Here is a 20,409-nt window from a genome sequence, read left to right as displayed (position 1 = left end):
ATGATCCCGCCTCATGCTGCCGCGCGGCGACACCAAAATCGACAGGTCATCATCGTGTCTCACTCCGCCAACACTTCCGCCCGCGACCGCCTGGAACAGATCCTGAGCCGGCTTAGCGATCGCCGGCGCGAAGAAAAAGCCTTCGTGCGCCTCTATGCGGAAAATGCTCGCGCGGAAGCCGATGCCGCCGACCGCCGCCGACGGGACGGCGCGAACCTTGGTCCGCTCGACGGCAAGATCGTTTCGATCAAGGACCTTTTCGACGTTGCCGGCGAACCGACGCTTGCCGGCTCCATCATCCGCCGCAATGCGGTCCCGGCAGAGAAAGATGCCCTCGTCGTTCAGCGACTGCGCGCCGCCGGCGCTGTGATCATCGGCAAGACCCATATGACGGAATTCGCCTTCACCGCGGTCGGCCTCAATCCGCACTACCCGGTGCCCGGCAACGCCACAAACGAGAGCCTCATCCCCGGCGGCTCGTCTTCCGGCGCCGGGGTTTCGGCAGCCGAAGGCACTTGCGACATTGCCATCGGTTCCGACACTGGCGGCTCCATACGCATCCCCGCGGCGCTGAACGGCATCGTCGGCTTCAAGCCGACCGCCAGCCGCATTCCACTCCAGGGCGCCTTTCCGCTGTCGCCCGCCCTCGATTCGCTCGGGCCGCTTGCGCGAACGGTTGCCGATTGCGCGACGGCTGATGCCGTGATGACCGGTGAGCAACCGAAACCGCTTGTCGCTCGCCCGATTGCAGGCCTTCGCATCGGCATCCCCCGGGGAAGGCTGTTCGAAGACCTCTCGCCCGAAATCGCCGATGCCTTCTCGGCAAGCCTCGGCCGGTTGGCCAAGGCCGGCGCGGAAATCGCCGACTTCACATTGGAGGACCTGATGGAGAAGCTCGGCGAAGCGACGCGAATCGGCTCGATCGCCGGGCTGGAAGCAAGCCGCATCCATGCCGGCTGGCTGAATGACGCCGCGGCCCCCGTCGACGACAGGGTCAAGCTGCCGCTTCGGCGCCGTCTCACCGTACCCGATGCAGCCATCGCCGCCTTGCTGGAAACGCGGCGCGGGCTCGCCGCCGCAATGGACGAGCGGCTTTCGCCCTACGATCTCATCGCGCTGCCGACGACACCGATCGCCGCCGTGCCGATCGCAAGCGTCGAAGCGGACCGGGCGGAATACAACCGCGTGGAGGATCTGTTGCTGCGCAATTGCCAGATCGCCAACCAGTTCGACCTCAGCGCCATCACGCTGCCGATGCCGAACCTCCAGCGCCCGGCCGGCATGATGCTGGTCGGCAGGAAAGGAACGGATGCGGCGGTGCTGGCGGCCGCTCTTTCGGTGGAGGCGCTGCTGCGGAAAAACTGACGCGACAAGACATCTCGATCGAACCGAGAAGAGCTGCGCACTGGGGCTGACGAGCATTCTTCCGTCGGACAGCGTCCATCGGACATGGCGGCTACGGCGGCAACCCAACCAGCGGCCGCGATAAGCGGCACCGCTTCAGTGCATCGTCTCGCCGGAGATCTCGTCGCGCAGAATACGGAACGCGTCTTCAAGCGCGGCGACCAAGGCATCGGTGAGTTCGTCGCCGTCGTTGTTGGCGAGATAGAGGGCGACCATCGAATCGGATGGGTCGCGATAATGCTCGATATCGTTTGACATATCATTGTCCTTCATTCGCCGTGTCACATCCCGGCCATTGAGGTGACGATAGGCGAAGGGACTTGCGTAAAGCTGGATGCATGACGTCAACGCGTCGAGCGAACATATCGATTGGATATCGCGCCGCGCACCGCTTCGATCCCGGCTCTTATCGGCAATGGTCCGCAAAGGACAGAGGATAGTGGGCTATTTCGCTCGCACCGGACGATCGGCCACGCTAGAGCATGTCGCGCAGAAGCGTGGGAGCGCGGCGGCGGCTTGGACGAGATCACCTCGGCTCAGGCACCCTGGCATTGTCATCCGCGCGACTGCGCCAGAAACGCGAAAGCGCTGCTTCGCCAGTTCACGCGGTTGCGGAGACGAGGCATGTGGTTTCGCTGAAACGGCCTGGACGAACGACGCGGGAATGAGCATGTCGAAGAAAACCAAGCGCGACGAAACCGGTGACATGCAGCGCCTGAAGCTCGATTTCCCTGATATCCATGCGGATCTGCTCTCCGGCCGCATCCCGTCACTGCGCAAGGCGCTCGTCGCAGCAGGGCTCAAGGACGAGCGCACCCGCCTCGACAAGCTCAAGAATTCCTGGACCAAGGCAAGCCCCGCCGAACGCGAGGCTTTCCTGAACTGGCTGAGCGGCAACGACGCCGTGAAACTGGCCGCAACGCAGGTTGAAGTCGATCCGCCACGCGTGGCGCACCAGCCCTCCGCCATTGCCAGCGGCCGCTACCTGCTTCCAGAAGCGATCGCCGAAATCCGCACCGTCATGAACCGCCGCCGAATGCGGGCGAACGACATCATGGCCGAGATGGGTTTTGCCGGCGACGACATGTCCCTCACCCGCGCCCTGTCCAAGGGCGCGAGCCTGCGGCTGTCGGTGATCGCCGCGCTGGAAACCTGGCTCCGCAACAACGCGGCGGATTGAGCTGGCGCGGAGCTGTTTGGCATTTCCGGTAGCACCTCTTTTTCAGGCGAGCCCGGGCAAATCGCGGTGTCGGTGGTCGCGCTCGTAGAAATCCGACTTCAGGACAACTTCATAGCTCAGGCTGCGCGCCTTAAGGAGAAGGTTTTGCCGTCTGCCGTCGAGACAAGGCCCAATCGGTAAAGCGAAACGACCACTGCGGAAATGGCGGGCAGGCATTTTCGCCCTTGCTTGAAGCTCGCCGCGATCATAGCCGGCTCTAGCGGTCCATCGGCCTCCATAAGCGCTTGATGCACCGCAAAAGTCTGGTCGCGCTCGTCCTTGGGAAAGTTCGGCTTAGGCCCGGCGACGATGATCGTCTCGCCCAGATCGACCTCCAGTTGCTCCGCCTTCTCCTTCTCCGTTCCGAAACGCGGGATCTGGTAATCGGGCCTGAGCCAACGCACCAGCCCCCGCATTTCCTCCTTCGCCCGCTCCTTGTTGAGCGCGACGAGGCGGGCGAGCACCTCCTCTTCGGCCAAGTCGACCGGCCAGCCATAGGCGTCTGCCACAGCGACGTCGAGCTTCTCGTGCAGTTCCTTCAGGATCAGCACCAGCCCATCGTCGAAGATCTGACGTTCCTTGACATCGAGATCGTCTGGCTTGGCGCCTGCCTTCAGCCGCTCCAGAACGTTGTAGAGGCCGGTCAACGTCAAGTGTTTATGCTCGGCCAGCACCCGCTTGCGATGGGCATCCAGCTCTTCGGCCATGGCGCCGATGGCTGCTTTTTGCGCCTCGCTGGCGTCGGGGAATGGGAAGGGATCGAAGCAGCGAGATTTGGAGTAGCGCGGGTCATTGCCAATGCCGAGCCATCCGCCCGCCCGAAGCGCCCATATCACATGGAAGCGGGACGAAAGAACGCCGAGCGGATAGCCGTCACTCAGGCCGATGGCAACCAGCATGTTATCCGGCAGGATCGCAGCGTCAAGGAATTGGAAGACGCGGTGCTTGGCGGTTTCGACGGTGGCAATGTAGCGAGGGAGGTTAGCGAGAGCGGGACGGAGGTCTCGGCGCGGTTCGCCGAAAATCCACCAGTTATCGCGATAGGTTTCGCGATTGTTCCAGTCGCGCCCGACAAACTTCTTCCTCCCCTTTTCGCCGATCTCGACTTTCTCCTTCACTTCAATCTTCACGTGTTGATAAACCGCAGGATAACGCACCCGGACCTCTTCCGCTGTCAGCCCGAACAGATCGATAGCCATCACGCCGCGTGGTCGGTCGGTGAGATCACGACCATTGCGATAGATTCGAATATGCCGTTCGAGGTCAGGCACACGTCCAAGCCCGAGATATTCGGCTTCCTGCGGCGTCACAATAAAACCAGAGCCGTGCAGTTTCATGCCTGGTGAGCAGATGGCTGCATTCGCTTTCAGCTCGACCGCGCTCGTCACATCCACCCCAACCGTCAAATCCGAATTCACCTGACCCCTGAATTCCTCGAACAGGATCACCGGGCTGTCGGTCTCCACGCCCTCCTCCGCCGTCACCTGCAGCAGCACACCGTCATGCTTGCCGGCCTGGGCCACCGTCATGGCGATGCGCACGGCCGCGCTGTCGCGGGTCACCTTCGTCCATGGGTGGTCCGGGATCGCCATGACGATGGAGAGCGGCTTCTTGGCGGTCAGGTAGGGTTCCATCACCCGACGCTGGAAGACCTGGCTGATGGAATTGGTAGTTACGAAGCCGAAGCGCTTGAGCGGGCTTTTGGGGCGCAGCAGAATCTCGGCGGAACGGTCCCACCAATACATGACGAAGTCGGCGCTTTCGTTCATGTGCTTGTGCGCCTTCCACAAGGCTTCCGCATAGGCCGAGCCCATACGGGCGCGGATATCCTTGCCGCCAACGAAAGGCGGATTGCCGACAATGTATTCCGCCTTGGGCCATTCCGGTCTACGAGCGTTTGGATAGGTCTCCTTGCCGTCCACCACCTTAGGCAGCGGGTAGCCGTCCCACACCAGCAGCGCATCCATGTTCTGGATATTGTGGAACGCCTTCAAGATCGGTTCAGAGGGGGCCACGCCGCGGTTGCGGAAATGCCATTGCAGGTGACCGATCCACAACACCAGTTCGGCGATCGCGGCCGCGCGCGGATTGAGTTCCATGCCAAGAAACTGGTGCGGATCGACCGTGTGGCTTTCATAGGCGAGAGCCTCCTGCCCGCCCAGATCGTTCAGCGCCTCCAAAACCTCCCCTTCCAGCCGCTTCATCAACTCCAGAGAAACGTAGAGGAAGTTGCCGGTGCCACAAGCGGGGTCGAGCACGCGGATCTCGCACAGCTTGTCGTGAAAGGCCTGCACGGTCTTGATCGCGGCCTCGCCCTTGCCTTCAGACCTCTGCCGGTCAGCGGTGGAGCGAGCATTGTCCCACGCCTCACGCAAGGGGTCGATCACCGTAGCGATCACAAGGCGTTCGACATAGGCACGTGGCGTGTAGTGTGCGCCGAGGCGGCGACGGTCGTCCGGGTCGAGCGCCTGCTCGAGAAAGGTGCCGAAGATCGCCGGTTCAACGTCTTTCCAGTCGTAGGCAGCAGCGGCGGCCAGTTCCCCGATCTCTTCGCGGTCAAGCTTGAGCGCCCGCCGGTTGTGGAAGAATTCGCCGTTGAAGCGCTTCACCTTCTCGCGGATCGTGGCGGTAAAGCCCCCCTCGTCCATCGCGCGCCACAGATCTTCCATCATGCCCGGAAAGATTTCCGGCTTCGCCGCGCAATCTTTCAGCAAGTCCTTGAAGCAACCCCTTGGCAAAAGCTCCACGTCCTCGGCGAACATGGTGAAGAGCACGCGCATCAGGAACATCGCCACTTCTTCGGTGGCATGCCCCTGCTCTTCCAACGCCTTCGACACCTTGGCGATGCGGGTGGCGATCTCACGTGTCACTTTGGCGGCGTGGCGCGAGGGATCGAGCGACTGCGGATCGCTCCAGATCGCCTTCAGCCGTTCGCGAATCTTCTCGTCGCGCAGGTCCTCTAGATAGATGCGGAAGGAGCGGCGGTCTGGGAACTGGTCGTAAGCTTTCCCGTCGCGGCGGAAATTCGCATAGACTTCGATGCAGTGGCCGACATCGCAGACCAATACAAATGGCGGTGGTTCATGCGATGCCGGCAGAAGCCGGACGTAATTTTCCGCCTGCTGCCGGGCGTTCATCATCAACACGTCCCAAGCGCGATTCGCGCCCGACCGACGGCCGCGAGGAGCAGCCGGCGCTAGACCAGGCAGTTGCGGTGCATCAAGCTTCTTCTCACCTGCAAACCGGCTTTGCTTGGCCTCCAATATGAAGCAATCACGCTTGTAGAGGTCGATGCGCCTAGATGAATTGGATCCGTCGCGAGCGACTTCCCTGACGGTGCGCTCGAAAACATAGTCATTGGCCTCGTGTCCGGCCGAGGCAGGATCGGCATGGGGCAACCCAAGGAGATCGCAAAGCTCGGTTAGGAACAGCGCGTAGTTCGCCCTTTCTTGCCCGCCTTCTTGATTCTGCCAGCGTGCGATGAATGATTCTACTATTGATTGCATAAAGTGATATTGCCCCCGCTCGCCGGGTGAATTTAGACCGTATGAAGATTCACGCAAGCAGGCAATTTTCGACGTCATCAATCATTGAGGTTCGGTGTCATCGTCACGGGCGGCAGCTCCAATCGCGGATCGCAACTTAATGACATGGCTGAATTTGCAGCGCGCTCTTGAAACGGCTTGACCAAGAATTTGGCCGGCACGAGGACCGCTTTTCATTTGAACTGGCGTGTACAATTTCGATGGCGCCGACGATGTGACAAATAAGCGATGTGCCTATCAGCTTGGCCCAATGGACGCCCTTGTCGCCGCACTGATCTTTTCGCAAGGCTGAAAAATCAGGGAGCCGCTGGCGGAGAGGGGGGGATTCGAACCCCCGATAGGCTTGCACCTATGCCGCATTTCGAGTGCGGTGCATTCAACCACTCTGCCACCTCTCCGCATAACTGGTTGGCGCTCGGTGAGCGCGGTCGGGTTCATAGCGGCAGATTCGGGTGCTGGCATCGACCAATGCAAATCATATCCGCGTGCCGATAGAGCGCCGCTTTTTTACGTGGGCCAATAGACTCTCTTGAGGGGCACCAATTGCTGCGTCTCTAGATCAAGTTTTTCGTAGTGGTCGATCAGGGTCTCAACCAAGCTGTCTATCGTCATCAATGCGAGCGGAACATTCGAGCGCTCGGCTTCGTAGTAGGCTTCTCGTGTGAATCCGCCAGTTGAGACATATAGACCACGATCCTGCGCGTGACGATGACCACCAATGAAGCTACGGATCTCGGGCGCTCCAATAGCACCTAGCCGGTGCTTGACTTCGACAACTATCCTTGGAGCCTGAAATCCGAAGCCATCCGGCGACGCCACAATATCCTTGCCGCGATCGGGACCGGCCGGAGATATTTGCGTCTTGTAACCCATCGCGCGCAGAAGACCGGCGACAAGCGCCTGCATCTCGTCCCATTCTAGCGCAGAGACGCGATCTTTCGTGAATTCAAGCGCCTTCGCTTGGATATTGCGGAGGATGTCTTCTTCAATCTCAGGGGCCTGATCAATGACGCTCTCGGCTGGCGGCTCGTGCGAGGTCAACGCTCGTCTTAAATCCTCGATCACTTCGGGTGGCAGCAAGAAGAGCGTTGAAATGGCTCCCAGGGTGTTCTTGCTTGAAGCTGACAGCAGATCGCGCGAGATCTCACCTTGCCATTTCACCGGTCGCAGATTTGGATCTTCGGCATCAAACTTCTGGTCGTGTCGATAGTCGCCAACGACCTCCCCAATCAGGTAAACACGTCTGGAAGGATCGTAAGTGACTACAGGGTCGCCGACGCTGATCTCATTGCGGAAACGATGAACTTGACCTGCCGACATCGCTATCGCCTGAGGCTTCCATTCGGGCCACACCTGCTTCACCAGCTCGGCGATCCTCTCTCGGTTCGTTAGATTGTCGAGTGGACCGAGTTGCGGCCACCCAATTGCAACAACCGAGTTCTCTTTGAAGGCATCATAAAGGCGGCCGTTTCTTTCGGCGCGAACCATCCAGGCTCTTTTCATCCTCGTCCCCGTCTTTGAACCTGGAACTGTGTAGCTTAGGGTCGCCCCAAATGAACAGTCCGATTCGGGGAAAACATGCTCACAGGTGAAATTCGCTCGAAGGTCGATCAGGTCTGGAATGCCTTCTGGGCGGGCGGGATAGCCAATCCGCTCGAGGTGATCGAGCAGATCACCTATCTGCTCTTCATGCGCGGCCTGGACGATATCCAGACGCGCGAGGAGAACAAGGCCAACATGCTCGGCGGACCGATCGAGCGGGTGATCTTTCCGGAAGGTGTTTACCGAACAGTCCGGAATGACGACACTGGAGAGATCAAGGAAGAGATCTCCTTTGCCATGTTGCGCTGGTCGCGATTCAAGAACGATGATCCAGCCCGCATGTTTTTCATCGTCTCGGAAAACGTCTTCCCCTTCCTGCGCGAGATGGCGGAGAAAGGGACCGCACATTCCGAACACATGAAGGGCGCACGCTTCACCATCCCGACGTCGGGCCTGCTCGCCAAGGTGGTCGACATGCTGGCGGAAATCCCGCTGGAGGATCGCGACACCAAGGGCGACCTCTACGAATATATGCTCGGCAAGATCGCCTCGGCCGGCCAGAACGGCCAGTTCCGCACGCCACGCCATATCATCAAGCTGATGGTGGAACTGACGAAGCCGACACCACAGGATGTGATCTGCGATCCAGCGAGCGGCACCTGCGGGTTCCTGGTCGCGGCCGGCGAACATCTGCGTGAGCATCACAGCAAGCTGTTCATGGATACCTCGCTCAACCGGCATTTCCACAACACAATGTTCCATGGCTATGATTTCGATCAGACCATGTTACGCATCGGCTCGATGAACATGCAATTGCACGGCGTCGAGGGAGCCGACATCCGCTACCGGGATTCGCTCTCCTCCACCCATGGCGACGATGCCGACAAATACTCGCTGATCCTCGCCAATCCGCCCTTTGCCGGCTCGCTGGATTACGAGACAACCGCCAACGACCTGCTCGCGATCGTCAAGACGAAGAAGACCGAGCTCCTATTCATGGCGCTGTTCCTGAAGCTCCTGAAGCCCGGCGGGCGCGCGGCGGTCATCGTGCCGGATGGCGTCCTGTTCGGCTCGTCCACGGCGCACAAAGCGATCCGCAGGATGCTCGTGGACGACCATAAGCTCGACGCGATCATCAAACTGCCGTCCGGCGTGTTTAGGCCCTACGCTGGCGTCTCCACGGCGATCGTTTGCTTCACCAAGACAAACTCCGGCGGCACGGATCATGTCTGGTTCTACGACCTACAAGCCGACGGCATGAGCCTAGACGACAAGCGCCAGATGCTGGTGGCAGAGGAAAAATTCGGGCCTGTGCCCAGGCAGGCTCTGAGCGCAGAGGAGCACGTAAAGAACAATTTGCCCGATGTCGTTTCCCGCTGGCAGGAACGCAACGGCGGTGAGCGCTCCAACGCCCGCACCGACCAGAGCTTTACCGTTTCGCGCGAAGAGATTGCAGCGGGCGACTACGACCTCTCGCTTAACCGCTACAAGGAAGTTGTGCACGAAGCTGCCGACCACCGCCCGCCGAAAGAGATCATCGCGGAGCTTCTCAAGCTGGAGGAGGAGATTGCCGCCGGGCTGAAGAAGTTGGAGGCGATGCTATGAAAATCGCTCAACTCACACTGGCAGAAGTCACCGATCTCCTCACAGACGGAACCCACTACACGCCCCCGAATGTGGGTAAAGGCGTGCCATTTCTTACTGTGAAGGACGTCTCAGAACAGGGCTTGGATTTCATGAATTGTTCTCGGATCAGCCGGGAAGAGTTTGAAAATGCAAGAAAGCAAAACTCAGCCCCCACGCCTGGGGACGTGCTTTTTTCCAAGGATGGAACGGTTGGAAAGGTTCATTTAGTCCGAGAAACGCAAGACTTCGCAGTTTTATCATCATTGGCCATTCTGCGTCCAAGCCGGATGCTCGCACCTGAATACCTGGCGCACTTTCTACGTTCAGCGACTGCGCTTGACGCCGCAACAAAGAAAAAGACTGGGAGCGCAATCCGACGCATCGTTCTTCGCGATTTGGCGACGTTGAGTATCCCCCTCCCGCCCATCGATGAACAAAAACGGATAGCGGCGATCCTGGACAAGGCCGATCAGTTGCGCAAAAAGCGCCGCCGGGCCATCGCGCTGCTAGACGAGGCTATCAATGCAACCTTTTGGCATAGCTACTCTAGGTCTGCTCAAAACACGCGAGCGATACGCTTCTCTGATATTGCTATAAATGGCTCAGGTAATTTCGGCAACGGGCCATTCGGAAGTGATCTACTTACATCGGAACTGCAGGATAGCGGAGTTCCCGTGATTTACATTCGAGATATCCGAGATGGAGAATACAAGCGCGTCAGCTCATCTTTCGTGACGGAAACCAAGGCAGAAGCACTTAGTTCATCTGCCGTGCGCCCGGGCGACGTGTTGATATCAAAGGTCGGCGACCCTCCTGGAGTGGCCGCGGTTTATCCGGACGGCGAGCCTGACGGAATCGTGACGCAGGACGTAATTCGGATACGTGTAAACGAGGCTATTTGCCTCAAGGAATATTTGCGTTCGTTTCTGAACTCGTCTCTCGGCAAACACCTTATAAAGAGCATCACCGTTGCTGCCACTCGGGCGCGTTTTTCTCTCAGAGATCTCAAAAGCATCGAGATTCCACTTCCGTCGGTTGTGGAACAAGCTATGTTCGCAAAGCATGTTGCTGCCCTCGAAAGAGAAAAAAAGCAAATGGAACTCATGCTTGTCCAGTCGGATATCCTCTTCTCCTCCCTGCAACACCGTGCCTTTTCCGGTCAGCTCTGAGGCTACATGTCCAACTTCGCCTTCCTCGCCGCCGAGTTTCCCGAAATCTTCGACAGCGCGAAGCGGGCGGAAGCATTGGCGGAGGGCGATCCGCGGGCGGCCGCATTCTATGCCCGGCGCACCGTCGAACTGGTCGTGCAATGGGCCTACCAGCACGATCCGAGTTTGAAATTTCCCTATCAAAGCAATATTTCGGCACTGATCCACGAGCCGAGCTTTCAGAAACTCGCCGGACAGGCGGTGTTTTCCAAGGCGCGCGTTATTATCAAGATCGGTAACCAGGCCGTTCACGAAAGCCGCAATACCAAGCCCGCCGAGGCGGCGAATGCGGTGCGCGAACTGTTCCATCTCTGTTTCTGGCTGGCCCGCACTTATGCACGAAGGACACGCCCCGCCGACGACATCGCCTTCGATCCGGCGCCGCTTTCCCGCAAGAACGAGGTGGTAAAACGCGCCTTCGCCGAGCTCACCCGCATGAAGAGCGAGATGGAGGCGAAGGACGCCGCCTTCGAGACCATGCTGCGCGACAAGGCCGATCTCGACGTGGAACTCAAGCGCCTGCGCTCCGAGGTAGCCGCCGCCCGCCGTGAGAACGAGGCGAGACCCGACCATCACGACTATTCTGAAGTCGAGACCCGCGATCTCTATATCGACCTGCTCTTGAAGGAAGCCGGCTGGAAACTGGACAGTCCGCGCGACCGCGAGTTTCCCGTCGAAGGCATGCCGAACAGCGAGGGCAAGGGGTTTGTCGACTACGTGCTCTGGGGCCACGACGGCAAGCCCTTGGCACTAATCGAGGCCAAGCGCACGAAGCGCGATCCCCGCGCCGGCCAGCAGCAGGCCAAGCTTTATGCCGATTGCCTGGAGAAACAATTCGACCAGCGGCCCGTGATCTTCACCTCAAACGGCTACGAGCACTGGATCTGGGACGATATCGGCTATCCGCAGCGCGCCGTCTCAGGCTTCTACAAGAAGGATGAACTGGCCCTGATGATCCAGCGGCGCACAAGCCGCAAGCCGATCGCGGGACTGGCTGTCAACAAGCAGATCGCTGGCCGTTATTACCAGACCCGCGCCATCTCTCGGGTGACCGAGACCTTCGAGACCCACAAGCAACGCAAGAGCCTGCTGGTCATGGCGACCGGCTCCGGCAAGACGCGCACGGTGATCGCCCTAGTTGATCTCCTCATGCGCGCCGGCTGGGTGAAGCGCGTGCTGTTCCTCGCCGACCGCGTGGCACTGGTGAACCAGGCGGTGCGCGAGTTCAAACGTCAGCTGCCGGAGACCTCGCCGGTCAACCTGGTGACGGAGAAGAATGGTGAGGGCCGGGTCTTTCTCTCCACCTATCCGACCATGATGAACCTGATCGACGAGCGACTAAGTGGTCAGGCCCGCTTCGGCCCCGGCCATTTTGATCTTGTCATCATCGATGAAGCACATCGTTCAGTTTACCAACGCTACGGCGCGATCTTTGACTATTTCGACAGCCTGCTCGTCGGCCTCACCGCGACGCCGAAGGACGAGATCGACCGCAATACCTACGGCCTGTTCGACCTCGAAGACGGCGTGCCGACCGACGCCTATTCTCTCGACAAGGCGGTAGAGGACGAATATCTCGTGCCGCCGCATTCCGTCTCCGTTCCGCTGAAATTCCAGCGTGAGGGCATCCGCTACGACGATCTCTCCGACACGGAGAAAGAACAGTGGGACATGCTGGAGTGGGACGAGGAGGATGACGACCCGCCCGACAGCGTCAACGCCGAGGCCGTCAACAAGTGGCTGTTCAATGCCGACACCGTCGACAAGGTGCTGGCCCATATGATGACCGAGGGGCTGAAGGTGGCGGGTGGCGATCGTGTCGGCAAGACGATCGTCTTCGCCAAGAACCAGAGCCATGCCGAATTCATTGAGGAACGTTTCAACCGCGCCTATCCGCATGTTGCCGGCCACTTCGCCCGCGTCATCACCTTCAAGACCGAATATGCGCAGAGCCTGATCGACGACTTTTCCAAGAAAGACGGTAACCCGCATATCGCCATCTCCGTCGACATGCTCGACACTGGCATCGACGTGCCGGAAGTCGTCAACCTAGTGCTGTTCAAGCTGATCCGCTCCAAGACGAAGTTTTGGCAGATCATCGGCCGGGGCACGCGCCTTTGCCCGGACCTCTTCGGTCCCGGCGAAGACAAGGAATTTTTCCGCGTCTTCGACTATTGCCAGAACCTGGAATTCTTCCGCCAGAACCCGCAGCCCGACGACGGCCGCAACGCCAAGAGCCTCAACGAACGGCTATTTGCCGCCCGCTTCGATCTCGTGCGTTCTCTGGACGAGAAGCACAAGCTGGACGCTACGGGCGTAGCCGAACCTACCCAGGAGGGCTACGACGCCGGCAATGGCAAGCCGCTCAATGAACTGACGATCCGCGACGAGGCGCTCGACGTGCTGCGGACCTATGTAACGGCCATGAACCTCGACAATTTCATCGTGCGCGGCAAGCGCCGTGCCGTGGAGAAATACAAATCCGCCGCAGCCTGGAACGAACTGACCGACGCGGTGCGCGACGAGCTGCTCGGCGAAGTCGCGCCGCTACCGAGCGAAGTGAAGGGCGAGCCGGAAGAAGCCAAGCGTTTCGACCTCCTGATCTTTGGCCTGGAGCTTGCGCTGATCAAGGGCTCGAAGAGCTTCGATCGGCTGAAGAAGCAGCTGATCGAAATCGCCTCCGCGCTGGATGAGCAGACAGCAATCCCCATCATCGCCACCCAGCATCCACTAATCCTCGACATCCTTTCGGATCATTGGTGGGAAGGGATCACCGTTCCGCTGCTCGAACTGGTGCGGCTGAGGCTGCGCGGCCTCGTGCAACATATTGAAAAGGGCAAGCGCAAGATCGTCTACACCGACTTCGAGGACGAGCTCGGTCTAGGCGCGGAGATCGACCTGCCCGAGGTGGGCGAGGTCGATTTTGCCCGCTTCAAGCGGAAGGCTCGGCACTTCCTGCGTGAGCACGAGGACCATATCGCGATCGCTAAACTGCGCCATGGCAAGCCGTTGACGCCGACTGATATCGAGGAACTGCAAGCCATGCTGCTGACAGCCGGCATCGGCGACACCAAGCACCTGGAGAAGGCAACGGAAGTTGCCCACGGTTTCGGTGCCTTTGTCCGCTCGTCGGTCGGCCTCGACCGCGCAGCCGTCGCCGAAGCGTTCTCCGGCTTCGTCTCCGACAGCGGCGCCACGGCCGACCAGGTCGAGTTCATCGACATGGTCATCGAGCACCTGACCGAGAAGGGCGTGATGGATCCCGGCCTGCTCTACGAAAGCCCGTTCATTGACATCGCGCCGGAAGGACCGCAGCAGGTCTTCGACTTCGAGAAGACCAAGAAGCTTGTCGAAGTGATCCGAGGGTTGAACGATAGCGCTGCGGGGTGAAAAGGTTATGATCGACCTGGACAGGATGGCGCTGCTCGGTATCGACGTAGGCTTTTCGAGATCACGACCGACGACGGGCATTGCCTGGAGCAAAGGCAGAGCGTTCAAAGCAGCAAAAACTCATACCGACTGGGAGCGCCGCAGCCAGAACATTCCGGCGAGGACAACGTTCTCTGTGATCGCGATCGATGGTCCGCTCGTCCCTCTTGGTTCTGCTGACAGTCTCGATCGCCTATGCGAGCGGATGTTCATTCGCGGCGCGTTTCAGTCTCGATGCAAGCCTGGCTTGAGCCATCATGGATATGGGCGCGACTTGAGGCGTGCCGCTGCGGAAACGGCGGAGCAGGTCCTGCATCTGGCCGGTCACAATGTTGCTGTAGAAAACGCCATCAGAAAAGGTGCTTCAGTTATCGAGGCGTTCCCTAACGCATTCCTTGGCGTCCTCTTGCCTGACGCACGCTTCGCGATGCCAGCAGCGGGCAAGCGCAAGAAATTCGATTGGCTGTATGATCATGCTGTCGATAGCGGCGTTCTCGAGAACCTGTTTCACACCATCGGTTGGCTGAATCTCGAACTGATAGACGCCGTGTTGGCCGAGAGGGATCACGAAAAGCGAGCCGCATGGATCTGCCTCCTTACTGCAGCTTGCGCCGCGGTTGGAAAATCTGAGGTCGTCGGCGATGAGGTCGGCGGGTGGTTTTGGCTGCCCCCCATAAAGCTCTGGGCTCAATGGGCCCGCGATGCGTTGGCTCACAACACGACTGAGCTGCGGAGACAGAGACATGGCAGTTGAACCCCGATCGCCGCGCCTGGCCGTCCTTATCGACGCCGACAACGCCTCGGCAAAGATCGTCGATGGTCTTTTCGAGGAGATCGCGAAGATCGGAGAGGCTAGCGTCCGGCGAATATACGGCGACTTCGCGAGTGCACGCTCGAAGGCCTGGATTGATGTGCTCGCAAAGCATGCGATCATTCCACAGCAGCAGTTCGCCTACACGACCGGCAAGAACGCGTCGGACATCACGCTTGTCATCGACGCGATGGATCTCCTGCACAGCGGGCGCCTCGACGGCTTCTGCCTCGTGTCGTCCGACAGCGATTTTACCCGTCTGGCCGCTCGCATACGCGAGCAGGGCGTCGACGTCTTCGGCTTTGGCGAGCAGAAAACACCGGAGAGTTTTCGGCAGGCGTGCCGTAGATTCATCTACACCGAGAACCTACTCCCAGCCGCAACGTCCAACGGCGGCGACGCGAGTAGCACGTCGAAGTCGCTCCAGCCGCCGAGTGCCGCTACGCCGATCATCAAGAAGGTCATCGGCCAGATGGAAACCGAGGATGGCTGGGTGCCGCTCGGCGCTGTCGGAACTCAGCTTGCCAATTTGGCGCCGGACTTCGACCCGCGAACCTATGGCTTCCGCAAACTCAGTGACCTCGTCCGAAAGACCGACGCCTTCGACGTTGACCAGCTCGAGGGTAAGCCACTCCGGATCCGAGTCAAACAGTCAGGGTCAAAGAGGAAGCCTTGATTGCTGGACGGAATGCTTCTGGTTGACTCACAGCCGCTCAGCGGCTGGCTCCGAGCATTCTGGCGTTGCGTCGCAGCGCCCGACATGCCAAACGCGCCAGCGAGTCCCTTAGTCGAATGGGCGAATGTCAACGGACATCGAATGGCGAAGAAGCAGGTCCGCGATAACGAGTATTTCGAGGCTAGGCTGAAGCGAGATCATCCGGCGATCTATGCTGATCTGAAAGCTGGCAAGTATCCAACCGTCACAGATGCGTCCATCGCCGCCGGACTGAAGACGCTCAGGACGAGGCTGCATGAACTCAAGAACGCCTGGTCGAAGGCGAACGGGCCAGAACGCGATGACTTCCTGCAATGGTTGGTGGGCGCGGGAGTGACATTGCCATCGACGGCAGCTGCGCCAACAATTGGCACCGGCATCGCGCCCGTCACAGTGGACCAGAAGCTGACCGTGCCCGCGTCACAGCGCATCGAAGAAATAATGTCGAGGCGTCGCTTGAAGCCTGGCGACGTAATGGCTGAGATGGGCTATCCCAAATTGGATGCGTCAGTAAGTATGGCACTGTTGCGTGGAACGAAGCTTAGGCCGGACGTGATTGCCGCTCTGGAGAGCTGGTTGACCGCTAATGCTTCGGTTTAGTCGGATCCCGGAGCAGTCGAGCCAGCGTCTTCGGATGAACTCCATATATCGCCGCGACTTCGGCGACGGCCTTCAACTCCATCTCGATTGCATGCCGTGCCGCCTCTGTCTGTTCCCGCGTCATTGATGGACGGCGACCGATTCGGGACCCACGCACCCTCGCAGCTTCCATGCCGGCCTTCGTGCGTTCACTGATGATCGAGCGCTCGAACTCGGCCATTGCACCCATGACATGAAACAGCAGCCGACCACCCGATGATGAGGTGTCTATGTTTTCTGTCAGCGAACGAAACTCGCACCCACGTTTCGAAAGCCCGTTCACGGTCTCGATAAGATCGATCAAAGAACGCCCGAGCCGATCGAGCCGCCAAACCACGAGCATGTCGCCGGACTTCAGCTGCCGGAGCGCCGTCCGCAAGCCCGGACGCTGAAAATCGGCCCCAGACAACCCATGGTCCGTGAAGATCGCCGCGCACCCCGCCATCTGCAGCGCGTTGATTTGCAGATCCAGGTTCTGCTCAACCGTCGAAACCCGAGCGTAACCGATTGATCTCATAACGACGTGCTCCATCCTCGGGTGGCGACTAAGCCATTGACATAAAGGAACCTTTTCGCTCTGTCGGGATTAAAATGGCACCGAGCCGGAAGTCATTGATCCTTCAAGTAGCGACCGGATCGGCGGTTACAGGAAACGTCTATCGGACAAAGGTTCCCTTTCGTTCCCTCGGGCAATCATTTGATCGAGGCGAAGATGGAACTGCTGATAGTTGTTGGGTTGTCAGGCTTCGTATTCGGAGGCGGATGTGCGATCCTCGCGACCAACAAGAATCGCGATGCCTTTGGCTGGTTCATTCTCGGCTTCCTGTTCAACCTGATCGCGCTGATCGTCATCGCCGCGCTGTCGCCACTCGACAAGACGAAGTTGGCGGAAGACGAGAGCAACAAGCGTCGTGGCGATAGCGAAGTTCCAGGAAGAGATGAACTTCGCCAGAAGGCCGCTGACTTGGCAGCATCCCTCGCGCAAGCAAAGGGTAAGCTCAACGCTTAGCCATCGTTGGACCGACGGCACCGATCGGGCGGACCAACGGGAGGTCCAGGCGCTAAAGGCGCTCTACCAAAGAGGCGACGCGTTCGAGCTCGATCTCCCTTTCGTCCGGCGACATCGACTTGGTGCGTTCGAGAACATCAGCGATCATGTTTATCGCCTGACGCGCGGCGCGATAGGGCGGCCACTCGGTCGTGCGACACTGCTCCCATTCGCCGTCGTCGCCGATCCGGTAATAGATAGAACTCTTGCTTGGCGCGTTCATCGGCCGGCTCCAATCGCCATTCCTGTGCCTTGCTTTGCAGCCTTATCTGCAGCTCGTCGACGTCGCTTTGACTCAGCATCCTGCTGACGTTTGCGGTCCCTCTTCTCTTCCTCGGTCATCCCAGACCGGTCGACATAACTACGAGTGGTGCATTCGTCCCTGCCGGCGCGGCGCCGAGTGCCTACCCGGTGAAGACGCCGCTCCCGGTCGTCTGAGCTTTCTCCTGGAAGGATGGGATGTTGTCGGTAGGGACGAACGCATCGACCTTCAGCGGCTCGCTCATGGGCGTAGTCCTGCCGAGCCTGCCTGCGCCTGGCTTCGAGATAGGGCTGCCGATTCTGTTTAAGGTATTCCTCGATCTCGACCAACTTGGCGGCGATCACGTCGCGAAGTTTCACGGACATCGGAGGGCACGTGCGTTCGACCCGATCCAAGGGACTCTCATCGATCGAGGCGAGGAGTTCATCGAGGCCTGACATATTTGTCGCCGACGAACGAATTTCATCACCGGCGTCTAGTTCACCGTAGTAGAAGCCGACCAGATTGCGTAGGATACTCTGCTTACGATCATCATCAGCTTCACTCAAGGTCACGTGTTTCAAAGTAGACAGCCTTTCTGGCTATTCCGATCAATGAATAGTCAGCTTGAGGCCCGGATGCGCGATTTTTTTGGATGGGGAGCATTCGTCCGAAAACTTGCTGTTTTCCCATATGTGCCATTACTTACATATTATCTCTCAGATATTTATTATCTGAAGAGGCAACGTCAGAAATTCGGACACAAAGAAGCAGGTCACGCTCGCTTCGCTCGCCTGCGCGCCCTTCGGGCTTGCCGGACGCCTTCGGCGTCCGACTGATTCAAACTCTCTCCGGCGTGATCTTCGTTTTTCTTGCGGCCTCTAAACCATCCGACTCGGTGTTAAGACCTTCTCCGGCGAGAAGAAGGAACCGGCGTGCTCAGGTTGACACGAGGATCGTCACCGGCGCGTTTCGTGGATCTGTCGCGAGTTCCGCTATGGTCGAACAACGGTCGCAGCCAGTGACCGGCTATGCGACCGCCGGCCAACTTGCCGTGCTATGAGCAATTGCTCCTCGCTCGCCCTCTCGTCGAACCGATCTCTGTTACGCCACTCGTCGCATTTGCCTGGACCTACATCGACGGCACCAGGCTCAGGTAGTCTGCCTTCTCAATCGACGCCAGAGCACAGGCGCGGCGCCTTTCTCGCGAAGCGGTTCGGCTTTGACGAAGACGCCCAACGTCCCGACGCCGAGCCTTCTGCGCGCATGCCAGTCGAGGAGCAGGCCCTCAAACGTCACGCGCTTTCCCTCGCAGCCATCACAAACCGTATCGTGTTGGGTGCTCAGGCGGGCGTCTGCTCAACTATGTTTCGTCCACTGGCTAGCCAAGGATCTGTGCGAAGGGAAGCGTGAACGAACGGCTTCCAGGAACAAAGCTCCTTGCGATGAAGGCGGCAGCCAATCACACGATCATTGCAGGTTGCAGATAACGCGAACTGCCGGGCAGAAATTCCGTTCCACGGAGCGCCAAGAGTGCTCTTCCGGCCATGTTGACAGATCGGGAAATTTTTCAATTGAGGGCTCTGTGTCAACGTAGCGTAAACTTACGTCAACATCAGAAGCCTCAATTAGATGTCCACTAAACAAAACAGGCGGCCTTCTTGTCAACATCTGTCAACATGCCGTCAACTTGATGGATCGCTAATATTATGGGGCCAGAGCCTCCGGCCAGCATAACTTGAAGTTGCACGCCGCCTCAAGGGGGATGGGTAGTCAGGAGCGAAAGTTGTTCAGCCAGCAGGAAGCATCATGTTCGGCGGCGTCTGCCCTTTCTAGGACTTCGATCACCGCCGAACAGTCTTTGAGATACGCAGATCGATTTACCCGAGGCGAGCAACGAGATCGTCAGCGCTCAGATGCGTGTAGCGCTTCAGCATTCTCAGCTCCTTGTGACCCGAGATGCTGCTGACCTCGATCATGTTCAGCCCACGTTCGAACATGCGACTAACAGCTTCATGCCGCAAATCGTGAAAGCGCAGAGCCTTGACGTTCGATCGAGCCAAAAGTCGACGCCAAGCTTGTTCAAGCGCCCCGGCTGTCATGGGGAAGACGGTAGATTGATCTACGTCAGCTTTTTCCCTCCAGTCGGTCAGAGCTTCGAACGCCCGCTGAGATAGCGGCACCTCCCGTCCAGAGCCATTCTTCGTCATCGTCAACGTGATCACCCGGCGATTGTGCGAGATATCAGACCACTCAAGACCAAGGATCTCACCACGACGCATCCCCGTCTCGACTGCGAGGATTACCAGCGTCTTGAAGTAAGGAACCAGTCCGGCGTCACATCCATCGAGCAACCTCTGCTCCTCATCATCCGTCAGGCGACGGCTGCGCTCATTGCGGATCACCGGACGGCGCACGAGTTTCACGACGTTCTTGGCGAGCGGCATGCCCCAATCGCGAGCTGCAACCTCGAGGACGTGGCTGAGGATCGCCATCTCTCGAACCGTCGTAGATGGAGCAACGGATTGAAGCCGTTCATCTCGAAAGGATGCAATGTCTTGCTGGCTGAGACCGATCAGGGTCCGATGCGATAGATCGTGGCGACGGAGCACCTCGATCCTTTGATCCTCCTGGACTGCGCCGCGCTTGGTAGGAGTAACCTCGCGCTGGTAACGTTCCAAGAGCGAGCCGAGTGTCGTGGTCTCGAGGATCTTTGTGTCCGGGGCAGCTCCGAAGCGATCAACCTGGGCTTCCAGGTCACGTGCCCATTTCTCTGCTTCAGCTTTGCTGTCGAAACTCTTCGCTCGGGGCTTCATACCCCTTCGACGAACCTGCGCTTGCCAGCGCCCCCTGAGCTTTCTGATTGTTGCCACTTCGATCTCCTGTTGTGTCGGAGATCATGCGTAGGATGCCCCGAGAGGGGCGCCAAGGGTAATTCCGGCACGTCTGGACGAAGAGAAAAGTCGCGAATAACTGTCCAAG

General features: G+C 59.1%; 16 protein-coding genes and 1 tRNA gene. 10 read left to right on the top strand and 7 right to left on the bottom strand.

The genetic code is table 11. From position 1 onward, the window contains the following. Window positions 1-54 precede the first annotated feature (54 nt). On the top strand, window positions 55-1,365 hold the full coding sequence (locus ACQ5BM_RS19980; protein WP_429814891.1) for an amidase: 1,311 nt from the start codon (window positions 55-57) through the stop codon (window positions 1,363-1,365). Between the two features lie 135 nt (window positions 1,366-1,500). Here the strand turns inward: ACQ5BM_RS19980 and ACQ5BM_RS19975 are convergent, their stop codons facing one another. Further along, window positions 1,501-1,662, bottom strand: a complete 162-nt coding sequence (locus tag ACQ5BM_RS19975) for a hypothetical protein (protein ID WP_093233178.1) — start codon at window positions 1,660-1,662, stop codon at window positions 1,501-1,503. Between the two features lie 412 nt (window positions 1,663-2,074). Here ACQ5BM_RS19975 and ACQ5BM_RS19970 point away from each other — a divergent pair, with 412 nt between their 5' ends. Then, on the top strand, window positions 2,075-2,584 hold the full coding sequence (locus ACQ5BM_RS19970) for a hypothetical protein (protein WP_429814888.1): 510 nt from the start codon (window positions 2,075-2,077) through the stop codon (window positions 2,582-2,584). Window positions 2,585-2,700: 116 nt separating this feature from the next. On the opposite strand, the gene ACQ5BM_RS19965 is transcribed toward ACQ5BM_RS19970, so the two are convergent. From ACQ5BM_RS19965 to ACQ5BM_RS19955, 3 genes are all read right to left on the bottom strand, one after another. Beyond that, window positions 2,701-6,207, bottom strand: coding sequence for a class I SAM-dependent DNA methyltransferase (locus ACQ5BM_RS19965; protein ID WP_429814886.1), 3,507 nt, complete (start codon window positions 6,205-6,207; stop codon window positions 2,701-2,703). Window positions 6,208-6,476: 269 nt separating this feature from the next. Continuing rightward, window positions 6,477-6,566: transfer RNA gene (locus ACQ5BM_RS19960), tRNA-Ser, on the bottom strand. Window positions 6,567-6,675: 109 nt separating this feature from the next. Next, window positions 6,676-7,671 (bottom strand): restriction endonuclease, encoded by a 996-nt coding sequence (locus ACQ5BM_RS19955; protein WP_429814883.1) that lies wholly within the window; start codon window positions 7,669-7,671, stop codon window positions 6,676-6,678. A gap of 75 nt (window positions 7,672-7,746) precedes the next feature. Between ACQ5BM_RS19955 and ACQ5BM_RS19950 the strand changes: the two genes are divergently transcribed. The 6 genes from ACQ5BM_RS19950 to ACQ5BM_RS19925 all read left to right on the top strand — a co-directional run bounded on the left by ACQ5BM_RS19950 (window position 7,747) and on the right by ACQ5BM_RS19925 (window position 16,099). Then, a complete protein-coding gene (locus ACQ5BM_RS19950) occupies window positions 7,747-9,315 on the top strand; it encodes a type I restriction-modification system subunit M (protein WP_429814880.1) in 1,569 nt (522 codons plus the stop codon). Further along, window positions 9,312-10,505 (top strand): restriction endonuclease subunit S, encoded by a 1,194-nt coding sequence (locus tag ACQ5BM_RS19945; RefSeq protein WP_429814877.1) that lies wholly within the window; start codon window positions 9,312-9,314, stop codon window positions 10,503-10,505. Before ACQ5BM_RS19950 ends, ACQ5BM_RS19945 begins: the two co-directional genes overlap by 4 nt. Window positions 10,506-10,511: 6 nt before the next feature. Beyond that, complete coding sequence (locus ACQ5BM_RS19940; RefSeq protein WP_429814874.1) at window positions 10,512-13,934, top strand: DEAD/DEAH box helicase family protein; 3,423 nt, start codon at window positions 10,512-10,514, stop codon at window positions 13,932-13,934. 7 nt (window positions 13,935-13,941) lie between these two features. Next, on the top strand, window positions 13,942-14,727 hold the full coding sequence (locus ACQ5BM_RS19935) for a DUF429 domain-containing protein (RefSeq protein WP_429814871.1): 786 nt from the start codon (window positions 13,942-13,944) through the stop codon (window positions 14,725-14,727). After that, complete coding sequence (locus tag ACQ5BM_RS19930; RefSeq protein ID WP_429814868.1) at window positions 14,717-15,460, top strand: NYN domain-containing protein; 744 nt, start codon at window positions 14,717-14,719, stop codon at window positions 15,458-15,460. Before ACQ5BM_RS19935 ends, ACQ5BM_RS19930 begins: the two co-directional genes overlap by 11 nt. A gap of 141 nt (window positions 15,461-15,601) precedes the next feature. Beyond that, window positions 15,602-16,099 (top strand): hypothetical protein, encoded by a 498-nt coding sequence (locus tag ACQ5BM_RS19925; RefSeq protein WP_429814865.1) that lies wholly within the window; start codon window positions 15,602-15,604, stop codon window positions 16,097-16,099. On the opposite strand, the gene ACQ5BM_RS19920 is transcribed toward ACQ5BM_RS19925, so the two are convergent. Next, window positions 16,083-16,655, bottom strand: a complete 573-nt coding sequence (locus ACQ5BM_RS19920) for a recombinase family protein (RefSeq protein ID WP_429814862.1) — start codon at window positions 16,653-16,655, stop codon at window positions 16,083-16,085. The two genes, ACQ5BM_RS19925 and ACQ5BM_RS19920, sit on opposite strands and share 17 nt — an antisense overlap. Before the next feature lie 195 nt (window positions 16,656-16,850). On the opposite strand from ACQ5BM_RS19920, the gene ACQ5BM_RS19915 reads away from it, so the two are divergent. Further along, on the top strand, window positions 16,851-17,147 hold the full coding sequence (locus tag ACQ5BM_RS19915; RefSeq protein ID WP_429814859.1) for a hypothetical protein: 297 nt from the start codon (window positions 16,851-16,853) through the stop codon (window positions 17,145-17,147). Window positions 17,148-17,199: 52 nt separating this feature from the next. On the opposite strand, the gene ACQ5BM_RS19910 is transcribed toward ACQ5BM_RS19915, so the two are convergent. Then, window positions 17,200-17,409, bottom strand: coding sequence for a hypothetical protein (locus tag ACQ5BM_RS19910; RefSeq protein WP_429814856.1), 210 nt, complete (start codon window positions 17,407-17,409; stop codon window positions 17,200-17,202). A gap of 236 nt (window positions 17,410-17,645) precedes the next feature. Between ACQ5BM_RS19910 and ACQ5BM_RS19905 the strand changes: the two genes are divergently transcribed. Next, window positions 17,646-17,885, top strand: coding sequence for a hypothetical protein (locus ACQ5BM_RS19905; protein WP_429814854.1), 240 nt, complete (start codon window positions 17,646-17,648; stop codon window positions 17,883-17,885). A gap of 1,422 nt (window positions 17,886-19,307) precedes the next feature. Here the strand turns inward: ACQ5BM_RS19905 and ACQ5BM_RS19900 are convergent. Then, entirely contained in the window at window positions 19,308-20,300 is a 993-nt protein-coding gene (locus tag ACQ5BM_RS19900) for a site-specific integrase (RefSeq protein ID WP_429814852.1), read from the bottom strand. Window positions 20,301-20,409: the final 109 nt, after the last annotated feature.

The sequence above is a fragment of the Ensifer sp. B1-9 genome, from assembly GCF_050474445.1.
GTDB lineage: Bacteria > Pseudomonadota > Alphaproteobacteria > Rhizobiales > Rhizobiaceae > Ensifer.
Note: the sequence above shows the minus strand (reverse complement) of the source record. Positions and strands in the feature narration are given on the sequence as shown.

Coding starts and splice junctions, on each gene's coding strand:
- ACQ5BM_RS19975 (WP_093233178.1), bottom strand. CDS start 1,662: ATGTCAAACGATATCGAGCATTATCGCGACCCATCCGATTCGATGGTC.
- ACQ5BM_RS19970 (WP_429814888.1), top strand. CDS start 2,075: ATGTCGAAGAAAACCAAGCGCGACGAAACCGGTGACATGCAGCGCCTG.
- ACQ5BM_RS19965 (WP_429814886.1), bottom strand. CDS start 6,207: ATGACGTCGAAAATTGCCTGCTTGCGTGAATCTTCATACGGTCTAAAT.
- ACQ5BM_RS19955 (WP_429814883.1), bottom strand. CDS start 7,671: ATGAAAAGAGCCTGGATGGTTCGCGCCGAAAGAAACGGCCGCCTTTAT.
- ACQ5BM_RS19950 (WP_429814880.1), top strand. CDS start 7,747: ATGCTCACAGGTGAAATTCGCTCGAAGGTCGATCAGGTCTGGAATGCC.
- ACQ5BM_RS19945 (WP_429814877.1), top strand. CDS start 9,312: ATGAAAATCGCTCAACTCACACTGGCAGAAGTCACCGATCTCCTCACA.
- ACQ5BM_RS19940 (WP_429814874.1), top strand. CDS start 10,512: ATGTCCAACTTCGCCTTCCTCGCCGCCGAGTTTCCCGAAATCTTCGAC.
- ACQ5BM_RS19935 (WP_429814871.1), top strand. CDS start 13,942: ATGATCGACCTGGACAGGATGGCGCTGCTCGGTATCGACGTAGGCTTT.
- ACQ5BM_RS19930 (WP_429814868.1), top strand. CDS start 14,717: ATGGCAGTTGAACCCCGATCGCCGCGCCTGGCCGTCCTTATCGACGCC.
- ACQ5BM_RS19925 (WP_429814865.1), top strand. CDS start 15,602: ATGGCGAAGAAGCAGGTCCGCGATAACGAGTATTTCGAGGCTAGGCTG.
- ACQ5BM_RS19920 (WP_429814862.1), bottom strand. CDS start 16,655: ATGAGATCAATCGGTTACGCTCGGGTTTCGACGGTTGAGCAGAACCTG.
- ACQ5BM_RS19915 (WP_429814859.1), top strand. CDS start 16,851: ATGGAACTGCTGATAGTTGTTGGGTTGTCAGGCTTCGTATTCGGAGGC.
- ACQ5BM_RS19910 (WP_429814856.1), bottom strand. CDS start 17,409: ATGAACGCGCCAAGCAAGAGTTCTATCTATTACCGGATCGGCGACGAC.
- ACQ5BM_RS19905 (WP_429814854.1), top strand. CDS start 17,646: ATGTTGTCGGTAGGGACGAACGCATCGACCTTCAGCGGCTCGCTCATG.